This window comes from Acinetobacter sp. 1130196, from assembly GCF_000588095.1.
In the GTDB taxonomy this organism is placed as follows: Bacteria; Pseudomonadota; Gammaproteobacteria; order Pseudomonadales; family Moraxellaceae; genus Acinetobacter; species Acinetobacter nosocomialis.
The window spans coordinates 1-16,299 of record NZ_JFWX01000028.1; the positions used below are offsets into that span (position 1 = coordinate 1).

The window sequence follows — 16,299 nt, forward strand, 5'->3', positions numbered from 1 at the left end:
GAAATGTCTTTAAACGCTTTGCTATTTGCTGAGGAGACCATAAACAACGGATCGCTTCAACAATAAATTTCCAGAGGATTGAATCGATTTTGAGTTTTCTGTGACCACGTCTACGTCTAGCGAAGGTGTTATCAGAAGCATATCGAGCTTGATAAACGTCATTGATGCTATTTCTTTTAAGCTCACGATAGATCGTACTAGGATGTCTTTTAATGAGTTCAGCAAATTTTCTGGCTGAAAAGCCTTCTTTTCTTGACTCAAGCATTAATGCAGTACGATCTTCAAAGTTAAGATGATGGTATGACAATTTTATATACTCCATAAACCCTTTAAATTAATTAGGTGGTTTATGTCGCACTTCAAGTTTTACTCTGCCCTTGTTTAAGCAGCAGACAACTTTTTAAATCTTATTATTTTGCAATTTTTCAGCTCCCGATTCTGCCCGAACTTTTATTTAAAAAGATACCGAAATTAGGCCGTAAGTTTCTAAAGTCATCAGACATGACCGAACAGCAAATTGAAATATTCGAGACTGAGTTTATAAAAGAAAATAGGCTAACTACGGCGTTAAACTGGTATCGGGGCTTTTTTTGGGACAAGCCTGAAAATCCTTTTAAATCAATAGACGTCCCCACTCTTTTTATTTGGGGTAAGCATGATATTGCAGTAACAGAAAAAAGTGCCAAGTTAAATTCAGGCTATTTTAAAAATAATTATAAGGCTATTTTTATGGATGCCTCTCATTGGATTCCTTATCAAAATGCACCTGAACTCGTACAATACTTTTTAGAATCTATACATGATCAAGCATAATCTTATAAATAAAAAAACCTCTCTATAATGAGAGGTCTTTTTATTTAAAATTCTTTTTAAATCGAGAACGAAGAACCACAACCACAGGTTGTTGTCGCATTCGGGTTTTGCACAATAAAGCGTGAACCTTCAAGGCCTTCAACATAATCAACCACTGAGCCAACTAAATATTGATAGCTGAGCGAGTCAACCAGCATCTTTACATCGCCATTTACAAATTCAGCATCATCTTCATTTACGCTTTCGGCGAAATTGAAGCCGTATGAAAACCCTGAACACCCGCCTCCGGTTACATATACACGTAACATGAGATCGTCATTCCCTTCACTATCACGGAGTTGGCGTACCTTATTGGCAGCATTATCTGTCAAAACTAGAGCTTGGGCATTCATGATGATTGTTCCTCGGATTTTGCTGTGCCTTTCAAAATAAAAAAGACCCTATATTGAGTATAGCATAATCAATATAGGGTCTGTCTTCGAAGTTTAAAGCGAATCTTGAGTATTTTTATCAAGATTATTTGTAATTCTCATCTTGTAAGCCACATTCAAAGTTTTTCGCGTCTTGCTTACAACGGAATTGCCATAATAGTTTCATCATCCGTTTATCATAAACGCCGCGCTTTGTAAGGTTAATTCGTGATTCACGCATAAGCTTTTGATAGCCTGGTTTATCCGCAGCAGGTACATCCATCCAGTATTTTTGCGGAATATCCGCTTTCATTTTACCTAAGATAGTAAAGGCACGTGGTAACTGGCCTGCCACCCACTCTCTAGATTTTTGACCAAATCCAGTTGGGAATTTATCTGGACGGATAATAATATTTCCAGTCACCTGTAAGATTGGATAGTTAACGATTGCTCCTTTCGTACCTAAGCCTTTTTGTAGTTCTAAAGGTTTAAAAGCTGCTGCTGGGGCACCAATAATATCAACCTGATGATTATTAAATTTAGCTCCAAAGTTAGTCACATCAGCACTCACAGCCTGTGCCCCTACCTGCTGAACCATAATTTTTTGCGCTTCATCGTAATCTAGTACAGCAATTTTTTTACCCGCAGCTTTCGCCACTGTATTAATACTACGGTCGTTTACTAAAAGGTAAGCGTCCCCTACCGGAATAACACCAACGACTTCATAGCGCCCATTCACCATATATTTACTAAAGGTTGGACTCGCCAAACCTTGCATGACTTTAACAGCAAGTTTGAGATCGGGAATCGCACCAATAGCATCTAATGAACCTGTAAATGAGTTGAATTGACGCCCACGCATACCCGATACGCTAATGCCATCACACTTACCAGCTTTAAAATCTTCAGCAATCACTGCTTCGTTTTGATTTACTTTGAGTTCGATATCAGCTCCCCAGTTTTTCGCTGCAAGCTGATAATCTTTCATGAGTGCATAGACGTCACCATTTTTACCAACGAAGTCAAAAACACAAATAGTTTGTTTGGCTTCGGCTGCAAATGAAATTGTTGTGAGTCCCATCGCAAGTAAAAGCGTTTTGGAAAATCGCATATTCTTTTCCTTTCCTTGTAGATTTTTTGTTTTTAGCATCAAGAAATTTCACGCTGGTCGGCATGATTCTCATGAGATATGCTTCATCTAAAATTTGCGTTTAAGATATTTTTACGAGCAATTCTGTTTATATGAGCTCAATTAAAGAAAAATAGATATTTAAATATCGATAGTACTTCTTTGATCACTCACATCCTTGTTCAGTTTTTATACCTTCATATATCCAGATGAAGTTTTATCTTCAAATTAGATTAGCGACTTTTCAATTCACCACAATGGCTGAATTGACAGCCTATATAAAGCAAAAAAGCCTAGAACTAAGTCTAGGCTTTTAAGATCAATATGAATTATTCACCAGGCATTGAACATTCAAAGTTAGCTTTGTCTACAGAACAACGTGCTTTTTTCAATACAGACATCATACCAGCATCGTAAATACCACGTTTAGTTAAGTCCATACGGCCATCACGTAACATTTTTTGATACTTAAGTTTGTCTTCAGCACTTAGGTTCATTTTATATTTACCTGGAATTTGCGCTTCTAAACGGTTAATCATTGCAAAGTTTTTAGGTAATTGTTTCACGAACCAGTCACGAGACTTTTGGCCAAAGCCAGCAGGGAATTTATCAGCACGTAATACTAGGTCAGCAGTTACATGTAATACGGGGAAGTTCCACATTACACCATTTGCACCCAAACCTTTGTTTAATTCTAATGGTTTGTATGCATAAGCAGGCGCACCTACCATATCTACCTGACCATTGTTAAATTTAGCAGCAAAGTTTGAAATATCAGAAAGAACCGCCTGAGCACCTACACGCTGCACCATAATTTTTTGTGCATCGTCATAGCCTAACACGGCGAATTTTTTACCCGCAGCTTTTTCAACAGAGTTGATGTTTTTGTCACGTACGAAAATGAATGCTGAACCTAGCGGAGAGATACCAGCAACTTCGTATTTTTTACCACCAAGGTTAGTTGTCATTTTGGCAGCATTACGTGCATCTAATACATAAGTAATAGCACGTTGCGCGATTTGGTTATTAGGAACACCACCAAGCGAGTCGATTGATCCTGCGAATTTGTTATATTGGCGTGCACGCATAGCAGTCATTGCTACAGCATCACATTTACCAGCTTTGAAATCATTATCTGCAACAGCCTCGTCCTGACGAGGAACCAAGTTAATTTCAGTACCCCAGCCTTTTGCAGCTAGAGCCCATTCTTCCATCATTTTATATGAGTCGCCTGCTTTTCCTAAGAGGTCGAATACACACACGGTACTCGCTGCTTGCGCTGAAGCAGAAAAACCAACAACAGAAGCGGCAGCCATAGCAAGTACGATTTTTTTCATTTTCTTCATCCTTCCACGGAACAGATTTTTTGTTTGAAGTTTCCTTTCAAACACAGATATTAATCATGTTTTTTAGAAAAAAATAGAGCTTTTACTCAAATATTTTTATCTCATTGGATCATTGTTTGTGCTATTTAAATTATTTATCAAAATTAAAAACTACTAATTTTCCGTAAGTTACTTTTTATATTCACAATTTTCATACCCATATTCAGCTTTGAAATATGTGTAGCGATTTTGTGATTAAAAAACAAACTACTCACCATTGAGCGTACATTCAAAATTTGTTCGTTCAATGGTACATCGTGCACGTTTTAGTACACTCATCATGGTTGCGTCATATACTCCTTGCTTTGTAAGGCCAAGGCGACCTTCTCGTAATATTTTTTGATATTTCAGTTTATCTTCAACTGAAAAATTGATTTTAATTTTAGAGGGTACTCCAGCTTCCAACCGTTTCACCATCGCAAAATTTTGCGGTAATTGCTTAATGAACCAGTCACGAGACTTCATTCCAAAATTGGCTGGAAACCTATCACTTCTTGCAATTAAGTCCCCTGTAACGTTGACTACGGGAAAAGTAAACATTGCCCCATTTGTTCCAATACCTTTGCCTATTTCTAATGGTTTATACGCATAAGCAGGAGCGGCAATGGCATCGACTTGGCCATTATTAAATTTTTTCACAAAATCTGTAATTTCTGATGGGATAGGATGCGCACCTACACTTTCCACCATAATTTTTTGGGCTGCGTCATATTGTAAAATAGCAAATTTAGTACCGCGTACTTTTTCAATTGAGTTGAGGCTTTTATCTCTTACAAACAAATAAGCCAAACCAATCTGGACAATCCCCACCACCTCGTAGTTTGTTCCATTTTGTGCAGTTACCATACGATGTTTATTACGTTGGTCTAAAACGTAACTAATTGCCTTTTGAGCAATTGCATTACTTGTCACCCCACCAATAGCATCAATCGAACCTGCAAATTTATTGTAATTTCGCGCTCGCATTGAGGTCATATAAGCTGCGTCACATTTGCCCTCACGCAGTCTACGATCTACCAAAGCTTCGTCTTGAAATGGAATTAAAGTAATGTCGGCCTGCCAACTTTTCGCTGCCAGTGCCCACTCTTCCATCATTTTGTAGGATTCACCTGATTTTCCCAATAAATCGAATACACATACATTTTGCCCAGCATGTGCTGTTCCCATAGCACAGCAAAATACTGCACCAATTATCCCCAATCCTTTTTTCATTTGACTTTCCTTAGTCTAGTTTTATTAGGAGTTCATTTATCAACCAAGTTTTAAATTGTTTTTATTTTAGCCATATTTTTTAGAATGTGGTCTATCTCGTTAAAAATTTAGATATTTTCAGACGAATAGCTTTAATAAAGATAGGTTAAGCCATGCAATCTCAACATTTAGAAACTAAAACTCTGAAAGTTTTGTTTTCAGGTTCAGTTCTCTTTAAAATACAGCATCCCTAACTCACCTCGATAAGACAAGATGATTCAATTTGACCAAGTTTCTTTACGCCGCGGTGGACGTGTTCTCTTTCAAAAAGCGTCTATGCAATTACACCCAGGTTGGAAGATTGGTCTGACTGGGGTCAATGGTGCAGGTAAATCAACATTATTTGCAGCATTACTAGGCAGTTTAGGCGCAGATGAAGGTACTCTTACTCGCCCTTCGGTCTGGACAGTGGCGCATATGGCACAAGAAGTTAAAGCTCTAGACATGCCTGCCATCGATTTTGTTCTTTCTGGTGATGAAGAATATTGGGATATTCAAAATAAGCTTGCTCATCCAGATCAACTCACAGATTCAGACTTGGCTAAACTACATGGCCGCTTTGATGAAATTCACGGTTATTCAGCACCATCTAAAGCTGCCCAGCTTATGGCTGGGTTAGGGTTTTTTGAACATCAATTACGTTTAAACGTTGCTAGCTTTTCTGGTGGATGGCGTATGCGCTTAAACTTGGCGCGTACATTAATGAGTCGTTCTGATCTACTGTTACTAGATGAACCAACAAACCACTTAGATTTAGATGCAATTTTGTGGTTAGAAGACTGGCTTAAAGCCTATGAAGGTACCCTCATCCTCATTTCGCATGACCGCGACTTTTTAGATGCAATTACAGACCATATTCTCCATATTGAGAATCAGGAACTCACGCTTTACACCGGTAATTACTCCACATTTGAAACAACTCGAAGTGAACGTTTAGCACAACAACAGCAAGCTTTTGAAAAGCAACAAGAAACACGTGCTCACCTACAAAAATTTATTGACCGTTTCAAAGCAAAAGCAACTAAAGCTCGTCAGGCACAAAGTCGTATAAAACAACTTGAGCGTATGCAGCAACTCGCACCTGCTCATGTAGATACACCGTTTACTTTTAGTTTTCGTGAACCGACCAAAATGAGTTCACCGTTGCTGACGTTAGATAATGCCAGCATAGGTTATGGTGAAAAGCTAATTGCTGAAAAAATCAGATTACAAATTACACCAAATTCGCGTATTGGTTTACTTGGTATGAACGGCGCAGGTAAATCAACTTTGATTAAGAGCTTGGTCGGTGATTTACCACTTCTAGCAGGTGAACGTAAAGCTTCAGAGTTACTTAATATTGGTTACTTTGCACAGCACCAAATGGATGCTTTAGACGGCCATGCCAGCCCGATGCTTCAACTTGCCCGTTTGGCAGATAAACAAATTAGTGAAGCCACTTTACGTTCATTTCTGGGGAGTTTCGGGTTTAGTGGTGAACGCATGGATACACCATGTGAAAGCTTTTCTGGCGGTGAGCGCGCTCGTTTGGCCCTAGCACTGATTGTATGGCAGCGTCCAAATGTTTTAATTCTCGATGAGCCAACAAACCATTTAGATCTTGATATGCGTCATGCACTGAGCATGGCTTTACAAGATTTTGAAGGTGCTGTTGTTCTGGTTTCCCACGAACGTCAACTTATTGCCAGTGTGTGTGATGAGCTTCTTTTAGTACACGGCGGCAAATGTACCGAATTTGAAGGTGATTTGCAGGATTATGCTAAATGGCTACGTGAAGCGCGTCAGCAGCAGATCAATGCTCAGACTGCTATAGCAGCAAATAACTCATCTGCTGCTGCCCCTGCTCCAACTAAAGTTGATAAAGAAGCACAGCGTAAGGAAGCCGCACGCCGTCGCGAACAGACTCGTCCTATTCGTAAAAATATTGAAAAAGTTGAGTCACAAATTGAAAAACTTCAACCGCGACTTGCTGAAATTGAAGAAGCTTTAGCAGATAGCTCATTATATGAAGCGAATCGTAAAGATGATTTGCTTAAGCTGATGAATGAACAGACTGAGTTGAAGGCGAAGCTTGAACAACATGAAGAGCAACTTTTAGAACTCATGATGGAACTTGAGGAAATGGAAGCTTCTTTCGAAAACTAAGTTCTTACCAGTACTGGTATTTTTAAGTACCAGTACTGGCTTTTAGTTCAAATTAGAGCTTTATTTGCACTACTATATAAAAATTTGAATGACTTCTAATAATATTTCATTCAGCTGTTAAATTTTTGAGATAGATTCAAATTTGATAACATATAAAACTTAAGCTACATCTTAAGGGTTGCCATATACAGATAATTTAACTAAATTCTGTAACTTCGTTTTTACCCTTCTTGAGTAGGTATTTAATTCGGGATCAGACAAACTGAATGAATTTTATTGATTTTATTACTAATTTTGAACATTTTTTACCTATTTTAATTCAGGAGTATGGCGCATGGGTCTATGCCATACTCTTTTTGATCATTTTTTCTGAGACAGCTTTTGTTTTTATGTTCTTTTTACCAGGAGATAGTTTACTTCTAACTGTAGGGGCACTTTGCTCAGTAATTGAAATGATGCATCTGGGTTATATGATTACTTTGCTTACCATAGCTGCCACCCTAGGCTATATTGTGAACTACTCTATTGGGCGTCATTTTGGTAACCGTATTTTTGAAGCAAAATCACGTTTTATTAAGAAAGAGTATTTAAATAAAACCAACCGTTATTTCTTACAACACGGTGGCAAAACCATTCTTCTGGCACGCTTTATTCCTTTTGCACGCTCTTTTGCACCATTAGCTGCTGGCTCTAGCAATATGAGTTATGGAAAGTTTTTAATCTATAATGTCGCTGGAGCTATTTTGTGGATCTGCCTTTTGTTAACTGCTGGATATTTGTTTGGCCACGCACTCATTCAAGTTACAGACTTAGTAGAAAATTAATCTTTTTCAAGTTAATCCACTCAAATAAACCAAAAAAATAAAGGGAATGAATCAATCATTCCCTTTATTTTATTTAGATCAAAATGAATCTATCTAAATTTTTTATGGTTTTCATTACGAATATTAACCAGATTTATTGCTTCAGTTTTGGCTTGGTCTAATTGACCTTTATCAACCAATACAGTAACGCGATCAATTTCAGCAACCAACTGATCTAAACCCGCTTGATATTGCTTTACCTGTACATTTTCCGGCGGTAAACCTTCTAACTTATGAGGTAAAGATTTTTTTGAAGATAATGCAGCCTGACGCATAATCACAAGCTGCTGTTTTGCGTTATTGAGATCTTTCGCTTCAGCAAAGGCTTTTGTGCTCTTTGCTAAAGTTTTCATGTCAGCTTCCAAGTCAGCTGCAAATGCAGAATGACTCACTAAAGCTGCACATGAAATCAGCATACTTGCTATAAACTTTTGACTCATCATCTTCTCTCCTTAGACTGATTTAGAATCTAGCTATCAATTAAGCATCAATATCTGCATTTAATGCATTTTCTTCAATGAAGGCACGACGTGGTTCAACGTCATCACCCATTAAGCATGAGAACATACGATCGGCTTCGATTGCATCATCAATAGTCACCTGTAACATATTACGGTTTTCAGGGTCCATTGTGGTTTCCCAAAGCTGTTCAGCATTCATCTCACCCAGACCTTTATAGCGCTGGATCATCATACCGCGACGCGAATCTTGCAGAATGTGCTGCCATACCTGATGGAAGTTAACCACTTGAATACGACGATCACCCTTCTGTAAATATGCACCATCTTCAATTAAATTGAACCAACTCTTAGAGTTCTTCAATAAACGCGCATATTCTGCTGAGTTTAATAGGCCAGCATCAAGTAAGTAAGCATGTGGCAAGTTATGGACATATACAGTCACACGTGGCCAATAATGTGCTGTTTTCTCGCCTTGAGCATTTTCACGTTCGAAGGTTTCAAGCGTAATTTCAGGGCGCAAACTTGGCTGTAGTCTTTGTACAGCTTCGCGTACTTGATCTGCCCATTGCTGTACATAAGCCTGGTCATGGTTCTGATCAGCTTTAAAGGCATCTACTTCAAGTAATGCATCAAGTAAGCTTGCTGGATAACGCAACGTTAAACGTTGTAAGCTCTTTTGTGAAACTTGATAGTCTTGGATCACTTTTGCTAATGCTTCGCCTGTAATTGCAGGTGCTTCTGCACTAATATGCAAAGCAAGCTCATCAATTGCATTTGAAATTAAATAAGTTTCCAAAGCATCATTATCTTTAATATATTGCTCTTGCTTACCTTTTTTCAGTTTATACAAAGGTGGCTGTGCAATATAGATATGACCACGTTCAACTAACTCCGGCATTTGACGGAAGAAGAACGTTAATAACAATGTACGGATGTGCGAACCATCGACGTCGGCATCGGTCATAATAATAATTTTATGATAACGAAGCTTGTCAGGGTTATATTCTTCACGGCCAATACCACAGCCAAGTGCTGTAATTAATGTACCGACTTCCTGACTCGAAATCATTTTGTCAAAGCGGGCACGTTCAACGTTCAAGATTTTACCTTTCAAAGGTAAAATAGCTTGCATTTTACGGTTACGACCTTGCTTAGCACTACCACCCGCAGAGTCACCCTCGACAAGATATAATTCAGAAAGTGCCGGATCTTTTTCCTGACAGTCAGCCAATTTACCTGGCAAGCCTGCGATATCTAATGCACTCTTACGACGTGTCATTTCACGCGCTTTACGCGCAGCATCACGTGCACGAGCAGCGTCAATAATCTTACCAGCAATTGATTTTGCAGCTTGCGGGTTTTCTAGTAAGTAAGCAGAGAACTCTTTGTTCATTGCCTGCTCTACTGCTGGTTTTACCTCACTCGATACCAATTTTTCTTTCGTTTGAGAAGAGAATTTTGGATCAGGAACTTTAACCGAAATAATAGCAGTTAAACCTTCACGCGCATCATCACCAGTCACATTCACTTTTTCTTTCTTGAGAATGTTTTCATTTTCAAGGTATTGGTTTAAGCCACGCGTTAATGCCGCACGGAAACCTGCTAAGTGTGTACCACCATCTTTTTGTGGAATGTTGTTTGTGAAACAACGAACATTTTCTTGATAACTATCATTCCACTGCAATGCAACTTCTACAGCAATGCCGTTATCTGCATCAGCCGTGAAATGGAAAATTTCGTTCAGATGATTTTTACCTTCGTTAATGTATTTAACAAACTCAGATAAACCACCTTCATAGTCATAAACATGTTCAAGATTAATACGCTCATCACGTAAAACGATACGTACACCAGCATTTAAGAAAGAAAGTTCACGTAAGCGGCGCGCTAAAATTTCAACGTTAAAAATGGTTTGACTAAAAGTTTCTGCACTTGGCCAGAAGCGTACAATCGTACCTGTGTTATCCGTTTCACCAATCACACGTAATGGATATTGCGGATCACCATGATGGTATTCTTGTTCATGAATTTGGCCAGCACGATTAATAATTAAATGTAATTTACTAGACAGTGCGTTTACGACTGATACACCTACACCGTGCAAACCACCTGAAACTTTATAGCTGTTATCATCAAACTTACCGCCTGCATGCAGAATGGTAAGAATAACTTCTGCTGCAGATACACCTTCTTCAGGGTGAATATCAGTTGGAATACCACGGCCATTATCTGAAACACTCACCGATTCATCTTCGTGAATCGTGACAATAATTTCGTCACAGTGACCCGCTAAGGCTTCATCGATTGCGTTATCGACAACCTCGAATACCATATGGTGTAAACCGGTACCGTCGTCTGTATCCCCAATATACATGCCCGGACGTTTACGAACTGCATCTAATCCACGTAATACTTTAATACTAGAGGAATCATAAGCCTTTTCATTGGTTTGTTCTGTTTGAGAGGCTGATTGAGACTCTGAACTCATGGTTTCTCCCTAGCAAATATAGGTTTATTCAAAGATGGTTAACATCAAAAAATTATGGTGAAGCAAGACTAACTTGACCGGATTCAACACTGAATAATTGATATGAAATAGACAGATCACGTAAATGTTTTTTTACCGATGCATGATCTAAAGTTGTCATAAAAACCTGGCTACCAAGTTGGCTTAATCGTTCAATTAAACGTTGTTGTGCGGTTAAGTCTAATTCTGCTGTCAGATCATCTAATAATACCACAGTTTCCTTATTACTCGCATGCAACATTGCAATTTGTGACAGTTTTAAGGCAATAATCAGGAGTTTTTTCTGACCTCTTGATAAAACATCATCGGCGTGTCCAAAAGGTGTTTTTAAGCGCAAATCTGCCCGATGTGGACCATACTCTGTATAACGTCTTTCAATGTCTTTTTGATGCTGATTCAGCAAGTCTTGCATGAGCCCCTGCTCTGTATGAAAACCGGGGCTATATTCCAGCTCAATCTCTAAATCAGGCAGTAACTGTCTTAAATCATTTTGGAAATATACATTCCATTGTTCTACGATACTTAAACGCTGTGAGTGTAAAATTTCACCATAATCACTCAACATTTTGTTCCACGGCTCTAAGTCAGCCAAAGAAAGATTGCGTCTTGTTTTGAGTAAGGTATTTCGCTGTTTTAAAGCTCGAGAGTAATACTGCCAAGCAAAATAAAACTCAGGTTCCACGTGGAACATTAGCCAATCTAAAAGCTGACGTCTTGGCTTAGCACCATGGTCAATAATATCTGTACTTTGTGGATCAATATGCTGTAAAGGGAGTAATTTGGCGAGTTGACCTTGGGTTGCAACTGTATCTCCATTTACTTTCATCAACTGCTCGCCAGAAGCGAGTTTCTGCATACCAATTTTTTCAGTTGCTGACTGAGCAAACACAATCGCGTCGTCAGCCTCATATTGAATATAGTTTTTTAGGATATGTGTGCGGAATGAGCGACCTGTTGCAAGTAAATGGATCGCTTCCAAAATTGATGTTTTACCCGAACCGTTAGCGCCATAAAAAACATTAAACGGTTGCAAACCATGGAGTGCAACCGTTTTTAAATTACGCACGCGTTCTATGTTTAAGCGCGTAAGATGCATAGAATTAAACCAGTTTAGACACGCATCGGCATAACAACATAAGTCTGGTCAGGATGAGCAGGATCTTGTACTAATACTGATTGGTTCGCTTCAGTCATGCTCATATTTACATCATCGCCATCTAATACACCCAACACATCAAGTAAATATTGAGCATTAAATGACATTTCTAATGGCGTATTTTGATATTGGATTGCTAAATCCTCAATCGCTTCATCTTGTTCAGGGTTATTTGCACGAAGCTGTAAAGAATCCTGATTAAAGTTTAAGAACACACCACGTAATTTCTCATTACTTAAAATTGCGACACGTTGTAATGATTGTTTAAATACGTCATGACCAATCAAAACATGTTTATCACCACCACGTGGAATCACACGGCGGTAGTCTGGGAATTTCCCATCAATCAATTTTGTCGTAAAACGAACTGTAATATCACCTTGTTCTTTATCACGGCTTGGCGTATTAATCGTTACATTTAATAATTCACGACCAATAAGCAAAGTGAGTTGCTCATCTTCAATACTAAGTAAGCGTTGTAGTTCACCAACAGCTTTACGAGGCACAATTGCTTGTACTAATTGAGACGAACTAGAAGAGGCCAAAATTTCACATAGGGCAAGACGGTGGCCATCAGTTGTGACTGCACGCAATTGATTTTCATCAATTTCTAACAAAGTACCAGTTAAATAAAAACGTACATCTTGTACAGCCATTGCAAAAGCAGTTTTTTCAAATAAACGCTTTAGTTCACGTTGAGTCACCTGTACTTGCGTACCTTGGCTATTCTCAGTATTTAACAACGGGTAATCTTCTGCTGGTAAAGTACCTAATACAAAACGGCTATTACCAGACTTTAAAATACATCTTTGATCTTCAGTAATTTGTAAATCAATCAATGCAGCGGTAGGCAAAGATTTACAAATGTCCATTAACTTACGAGCAGGAACAGTCGTTTCACCTGCTTCAAGACACGCCCCTTCTGATAAAGCAGTGCTCGCCACCAGTTCAACTTCTAAATCCGAACCAGTAATGGTGAGTGCTTGACCATTAGTCTGAATTTTGACGTTTGAAAGAATATTCAAGGTATGACGACGTTCTACCGCACCGACAACATGCGATAAAACATTGAGTAAACTTTCTTTAGCGATTTTCAAACGCACGATTCATTCCTCTAGCAACTTGGAGCAAACATTTCATTTTTTAGCTGTGTACTATGCTGCACTTATGGAGACTTTGCAACAACGTCTTATGATTTCATTAACTCTGAAGAAGACGTAGTAAATTCTTATAATCTTCGTCAAAGATAGGATCTTCTTCCCGCAAACTGACCACTTTTTCACAAGCATGCATCACGGTACTATGGTCTCGCCCACCAAAAGCCATTCCAATTTCCGGAAAACTATCACCAGTCAACTCACGGGCAAGCCCCATTGCCAATTGGCGTGGTCGAGCATAAATTCGTGTCCGTTTTGGACCTACCAGTTCTTTTAGAGGAATACGGAAATATTCACTCACTACACGTTGGATATTTTCCACACTGATTGTACGAGCACGGATTGCCAATACATCTTTTAAAGACTCTCGCACAACATCAAGGTCGATTGGAGCACCTTTAAAACGTGAAATTGCGACAACTTTATTAAGAGCACCTTCAAGTTCACGTACGTTTGCTACCACTTGTTGTGCAATAAATAATGCGCAGTTTCTAGGCAAATCAACGCCACTATTCTCAGCTTTTTTAAGTAGAATTTCGATTCGGGTTTCAATATCTGGTGGCTCAACACCTACTGATAGTCCCCATGAAAAACGAGAAACCAATCGTGGATCAAGTTCTGTTAATTCTTTAGGATATCGATCAGACGTTAAAATAATTTGTTTAGATTCATCAAGTAAGGCGTTAAATGTATAAAAGAATTCAACAAGACTAGCTTCTTTACCAGCCAAAAGGTGAATATCATCCACTAATAACAAATCTAAAGAACGACAATTTTTCTTAAACTCTTCAACCTTTCCTTTTTGTAATGAACTCACAAAATCTTGTACAAAACTTTCCGAAGTCATATACATGACTCTCGCATTCGGCTTAGCTTGCAGTAAAGCATTACCAACCGCTTGCATTAAGTGAGTTTTACCAAGACCCGTTGGACCATATAAAAACAAAGGGTTATGTTGAGAAGCACCTAATTGTGTTAATACTTTTCTACAAGTTTCCGCTGCCATTTGGTTAGAACGGCCTTCAACAAATAACGAAAAAGTAAATTGTGGGTTTAATAGTTTCTTTTTTGAAGTTTTCGAACTAACTGCAGGGTTAGCAACAGGTTCTGGTTCTCTTTTAACCTTAGTAGGTTGTGAAACTGGTGCACTTTGTAAAGCAGCTGTAGTTGTTGCTGGTTGTTCATTAGAAGACAAAATACTACCAGGACGCGAATCGACCAAGATTTCAACCTGACGTACACGTCCCTCAGACAATTGTTCCGCCAATATAGATATTAACTCTAAATGATTCTCTTGAATATAACGTGTCCAATAAGGATTAGGGGCATATAGACGTAGGATACCCTCTACTTCTTCAGCTACTAAAGGGCGAATCCACATCGCAAAGACGTTATCAGAGAGCTCTTGTCGCAAGCGAGTTAAGCAGTCTGTCCAAAGCATGTGTATCCCCTATGTCTGCGTTTTAAATTCAAATCATTTAAAGATTAACCCTTCCTGATGAGAAGGGGTCGCCATTCTACCCAAGTTATCCACATCTGTCATGACGAATTCGGTTGATTTTGACTAAAAAGAAATCTCTTGTGAATAAATTTAAATTCAAAACCAATTGTGTATAACTTTTTGCACATCCTGTGGATAAATTATCACATAAACTTATCCACAATCCATAAAGATAATAAAAACAGAGTTATCAACAGTTCAAATATATGTTTTTTAAATTTAAAACCATCAAATCCACAGAAAAAGTCCACACTAATAAGAATAAATTTAAATTTTAAAATTTGAATTTATTTAATAGGGTCACTCCCAATTGTGGATAACTAAAAAATATGAATTTAAATTCAAATATACCAAATCCAAACTCATTCCACATCAAGGTTTGTTGATAAGTATGTAAATAAGAAGTGTATATCTTAAAAGTCATAATAAAAATAAACAATTACTTTGTGTATAACTTTTAAATGATAAAAATTGACTTAATATAAAGAGAGGATGAAGAACTAAAAATTTGACTTAAATACAAAACTTTCTCTGTTTATCATTGACAGAGTAAACATTGCACAATAAAATCGCGGACCTTTATAGAAAGATCATTTTTGGGAGTTTCGATATGAAACGTACTTTCCAACCATCTGAATTAAAGCGTAAACGCGTTCATGGTTTCCGTGCTCGTATGGCAACTAAAGCTGGTCGTCAAGTATTAGCTCGTCGTCGTGCAAAAGGTCGTCATAGCTTAACTGTTTAATTACTGTTACGCTGACCAGACTTGGGTGTGATGGCACTTTACAGTTTTAGCACAGATCGTCGTGTACGCTGTGCTGCAGATTATAAAAGTGTATTTGATGGTGCGCTTTTTAAAGTGCATCAACCCCATTTTTTATTTCTTGCAAAATTCACCGAACAGCCTAATAGCCGTTTGGGTATTGTTGTTGCTAAGAAAAAAGTGCGCCGTGCGCATGAAAGAAATCGAATAAAGCGTCTTGCTCGTGAGAGCTTTCGTCTAAATCAGCCGAAATTTGGGTTAGACATAGATGTTGTTGTAATGCCTAAAGTTGGTATAGAAACGATTACGAACGCTGAGCTATATCAACAATTAGATTTTGCTTGGCAAAAATTACAACGCTTGGCAAAAAAACATTCTAAAGTTGTCCCAACCTCGCAAAATTAAGAGATGACCAATGGTTCGTATTTTGCGTTGGTTCATTCGACTGTATCAAATTGCGATTAGTCCGCTTCTTGGACCCCGTTGTCGTTATATCCCAACTTGTTCCCAATATGCGATAGAAGCATTACAAACTCATGGTGCAATCAAAGGCGTTTGGCTATCTTCTAAACGTATTTGCAGATGTCATCCATGGGGAGGCTCCGGATATGATCCGGTACCGCCAAAAGCAATTCGTTTTATTTCGTTTCATCAAATAGATTCTCAAACGCATCATGTTGCTGTACCCTTTCGTGATCGTTTAATGAAGCAAAATCTCTCTAACCATTTGGGGTAATA

Annotated in this window: 15 protein-coding genes and 1 pseudogene; 6 read left to right on the forward strand and 10 right to left on the reverse strand. The window is 38.3% G+C overall.

Translation table 11 applies throughout. The features are described from left to right. Window positions 1–265: helix-turn-helix domain-containing protein (locus tag J671_RS17595; RefSeq protein WP_236767318.1), on the reverse strand; the 265-nt coding region annotated here is incomplete at its 3' end. 113 nt (window positions 266–378) lie between these two features. Between J671_RS17595 and J671_RS17600 the strand changes: the two are divergent. Further along, window positions 379–813 (forward strand): annotated as a pseudogene (locus J671_RS17600) (alpha/beta fold hydrolase); the annotation flags it as partial. A gap of 56 nt (window positions 814–869) precedes the next feature. Here J671_RS17600 and erpA read toward each other — a convergent pair. The 4 genes from erpA to J671_RS17620 form a co-directional block, all read right to left on the reverse strand. Further along, entirely contained in the window at window positions 870–1,205 is a 336-nt protein-coding gene (gene erpA / locus J671_RS17605) for an iron-sulfur cluster insertion protein ErpA (protein WP_000993572.1), read from the reverse strand. A gap of 124 nt (window positions 1,206–1,329) precedes the next feature. Further along, complete coding sequence (locus J671_RS17610; RefSeq protein ID WP_004882610.1) at window positions 1,330–2,334, reverse strand: putative solute-binding protein; 1,005 nt, start codon at window positions 2,332–2,334, stop codon at window positions 1,330–1,332. Window positions 2,335–2,681: 347 nt separating this feature from the next. Next, window positions 2,682–3,689 (reverse strand): putative solute-binding protein, encoded by a 1,008-nt coding sequence (locus J671_RS17615; RefSeq protein WP_002051905.1) that lies wholly within the window; start codon window positions 3,687–3,689, stop codon window positions 2,682–2,684. A gap of 255 nt (window positions 3,690–3,944) precedes the next feature. After that, window positions 3,945–4,949 carry a putative solute-binding protein gene (locus tag J671_RS17620; protein WP_004882608.1) on the reverse strand — a complete coding sequence of 335 codons (1,005 nt, stop codon included), beginning with the start codon at window positions 4,947–4,949 and terminating at the stop codon, window positions 3,945–3,947. A 252-nt stretch (window positions 4,950–5,201) separates the two neighbouring features. Here J671_RS17620 and J671_RS17625 point away from each other — a divergent pair, with 252 nt between their 5' ends. Next, on the forward strand, window positions 5,202–7,133 hold the full coding sequence (locus tag J671_RS17625; RefSeq protein ID WP_031982977.1) for an ATP-binding cassette domain-containing protein: 1,932 nt from the start codon (window positions 5,202–5,204) through the stop codon (window positions 7,131–7,133). 266 nt (window positions 7,134–7,399) lie between these two features. Then, window positions 7,400–7,957, forward strand: coding sequence for a VTT domain-containing protein (locus J671_RS17630; RefSeq protein ID WP_004711274.1), 558 nt, complete (start codon window positions 7,400–7,402; stop codon window positions 7,955–7,957). An 89-nt stretch (window positions 7,958–8,046) separates the two neighbouring features. On the opposite strand, the gene cybC is transcribed toward J671_RS17630, so the two are convergent. The 5 genes from cybC to dnaA all read right to left on the reverse strand — a co-directional run bounded on the left by cybC (window position 8,047) and on the right by dnaA (window position 14,738). Next, a complete protein-coding gene (gene cybC / locus J671_RS17635; RefSeq protein WP_004711273.1) occupies window positions 8,047–8,439 on the reverse strand; it encodes a cytochrome b562 in 393 nt (130 codons plus the stop codon). A gap of 37 nt (window positions 8,440–8,476) precedes the next feature. Continuing rightward, a complete protein-coding gene (gene gyrB / locus J671_RS17640; protein ID WP_004882604.1) occupies window positions 8,477–10,945 on the reverse strand; it encodes a DNA topoisomerase (ATP-hydrolyzing) subunit B in 2,469 nt (822 codons plus the stop codon). Window positions 10,946–10,997: 52 nt separating this feature from the next. Further along, window positions 10,998–12,080 carry a DNA replication/repair protein RecF gene (recF, locus tag J671_RS17645; RefSeq protein WP_031982979.1) on the reverse strand — a complete coding sequence of 361 codons (1,083 nt, stop codon included), beginning with the start codon at window positions 12,078–12,080 and terminating at the stop codon, window positions 10,998–11,000. Between the two features lie 14 nt (window positions 12,081–12,094). Then, the gene (dnaN, locus tag J671_RS17650; RefSeq protein WP_002051938.1) at window positions 12,095–13,243 is read right to left on the reverse strand and encodes a DNA polymerase III subunit beta; all 1,149 of its coding nucleotides are present in this window, start codon (window positions 13,241–13,243) and stop codon (window positions 12,095–12,097) included. A 97-nt stretch (window positions 13,244–13,340) separates the two neighbouring features. Continuing rightward, complete coding sequence (gene dnaA, locus J671_RS17655; RefSeq protein ID WP_002051932.1) at window positions 13,341–14,738, reverse strand: chromosomal replication initiator protein DnaA; 1,398 nt, start codon at window positions 14,736–14,738, stop codon at window positions 13,341–13,343. A 670-nt stretch (window positions 14,739–15,408) separates the two neighbouring features. On the opposite strand from dnaA, the gene rpmH reads away from it, so the two are divergent. From rpmH to yidD, 3 genes are read left to right on the forward strand one after another with little or no spacing between them, the layout of a single operon-like run. Next, window positions 15,409–15,543, forward strand: coding sequence for a 50S ribosomal protein L34 (gene rpmH / locus J671_RS17660; RefSeq protein WP_000831329.1), 135 nt, complete (start codon window positions 15,409–15,411; stop codon window positions 15,541–15,543). 30 nt (window positions 15,544–15,573) lie between these two features. Beyond that, a complete protein-coding gene (gene rnpA / locus J671_RS17665; RefSeq protein WP_004706196.1) occupies window positions 15,574–15,966 on the forward strand; it encodes a ribonuclease P protein component in 393 nt (130 codons plus the stop codon). A gap of 10 nt (window positions 15,967–15,976) precedes the next feature. Then, window positions 15,977–16,297 carry a membrane protein insertion efficiency factor YidD gene (gene yidD, locus J671_RS17670; RefSeq protein WP_002051924.1) on the forward strand — a complete coding sequence of 107 codons (321 nt, stop codon included), beginning with the start codon at window positions 15,977–15,979 and terminating at the stop codon, window positions 16,295–16,297. Window positions 16,298–16,299 lie beyond the last annotated feature (2 nt).

What these genes read in the sequence shown, in the direction of transcription:
- erpA (WP_000993572.1), bottom strand. Translation starts at nt 1,205, where the DNA reads ATGAATGCCCAAGCTCTAGTTTTGACAGATAATGCTGCCAATAAGGTA.
- J671_RS17610 (WP_004882610.1), bottom strand. Translation starts at nt 2,334, where the DNA reads ATGCGATTTTCCAAAACGCTTTTACTTGCGATGGGACTCACAACAATT.
- J671_RS17615 (WP_002051905.1), bottom strand. Translation starts at nt 3,689, where the DNA reads ATGAAAAAAATCGTACTTGCTATGGCTGCCGCTTCTGTTGTTGGTTTT.
- J671_RS17620 (WP_004882608.1), bottom strand. Translation starts at nt 4,949, where the DNA reads ATGAAAAAAGGATTGGGGATAATTGGTGCAGTATTTTGCTGTGCTATG.
- J671_RS17625 (WP_031982977.1), top strand. Translation starts at nt 5,202, where the DNA reads ATGATTCAATTTGACCAAGTTTCTTTACGCCGCGGTGGACGTGTTCTC.
- J671_RS17630 (WP_004711274.1), top strand. Translation starts at nt 7,400, where the DNA reads ATGAATTTTATTGATTTTATTACTAATTTTGAACATTTTTTACCTATT.
- cybC (WP_004711273.1), bottom strand. Translation starts at nt 8,439, where the DNA reads ATGATGAGTCAAAAGTTTATAGCAAGTATGCTGATTTCATGTGCAGCT.
- gyrB (WP_004882604.1), bottom strand. Translation starts at nt 10,945, where the DNA reads ATGAGTTCAGAGTCTCAATCAGCCTCTCAAACAGAACAAACCAATGAA.
- recF (WP_031982979.1), bottom strand. Translation starts at nt 12,080, where the DNA reads ATGCATCTTACGCGCTTAAACATAGAACGCGTGCGTAATTTAAAAACG.
- dnaA (WP_002051932.1), bottom strand. Translation starts at nt 14,738, where the DNA reads ATGCTTTGGACAGACTGCTTAACTCGCTTGCGACAAGAGCTCTCTGAT.
- rpmH (WP_000831329.1), top strand. Translation starts at nt 15,409, where the DNA reads ATGAAACGTACTTTCCAACCATCTGAATTAAAGCGTAAACGCGTTCAT.
- rnpA (WP_004706196.1), top strand. Translation starts at nt 15,574, where the DNA reads ATGGCACTTTACAGTTTTAGCACAGATCGTCGTGTACGCTGTGCTGCA.
- yidD (WP_002051924.1), top strand. Translation starts at nt 15,977, where the DNA reads ATGGTTCGTATTTTGCGTTGGTTCATTCGACTGTATCAAATTGCGATT.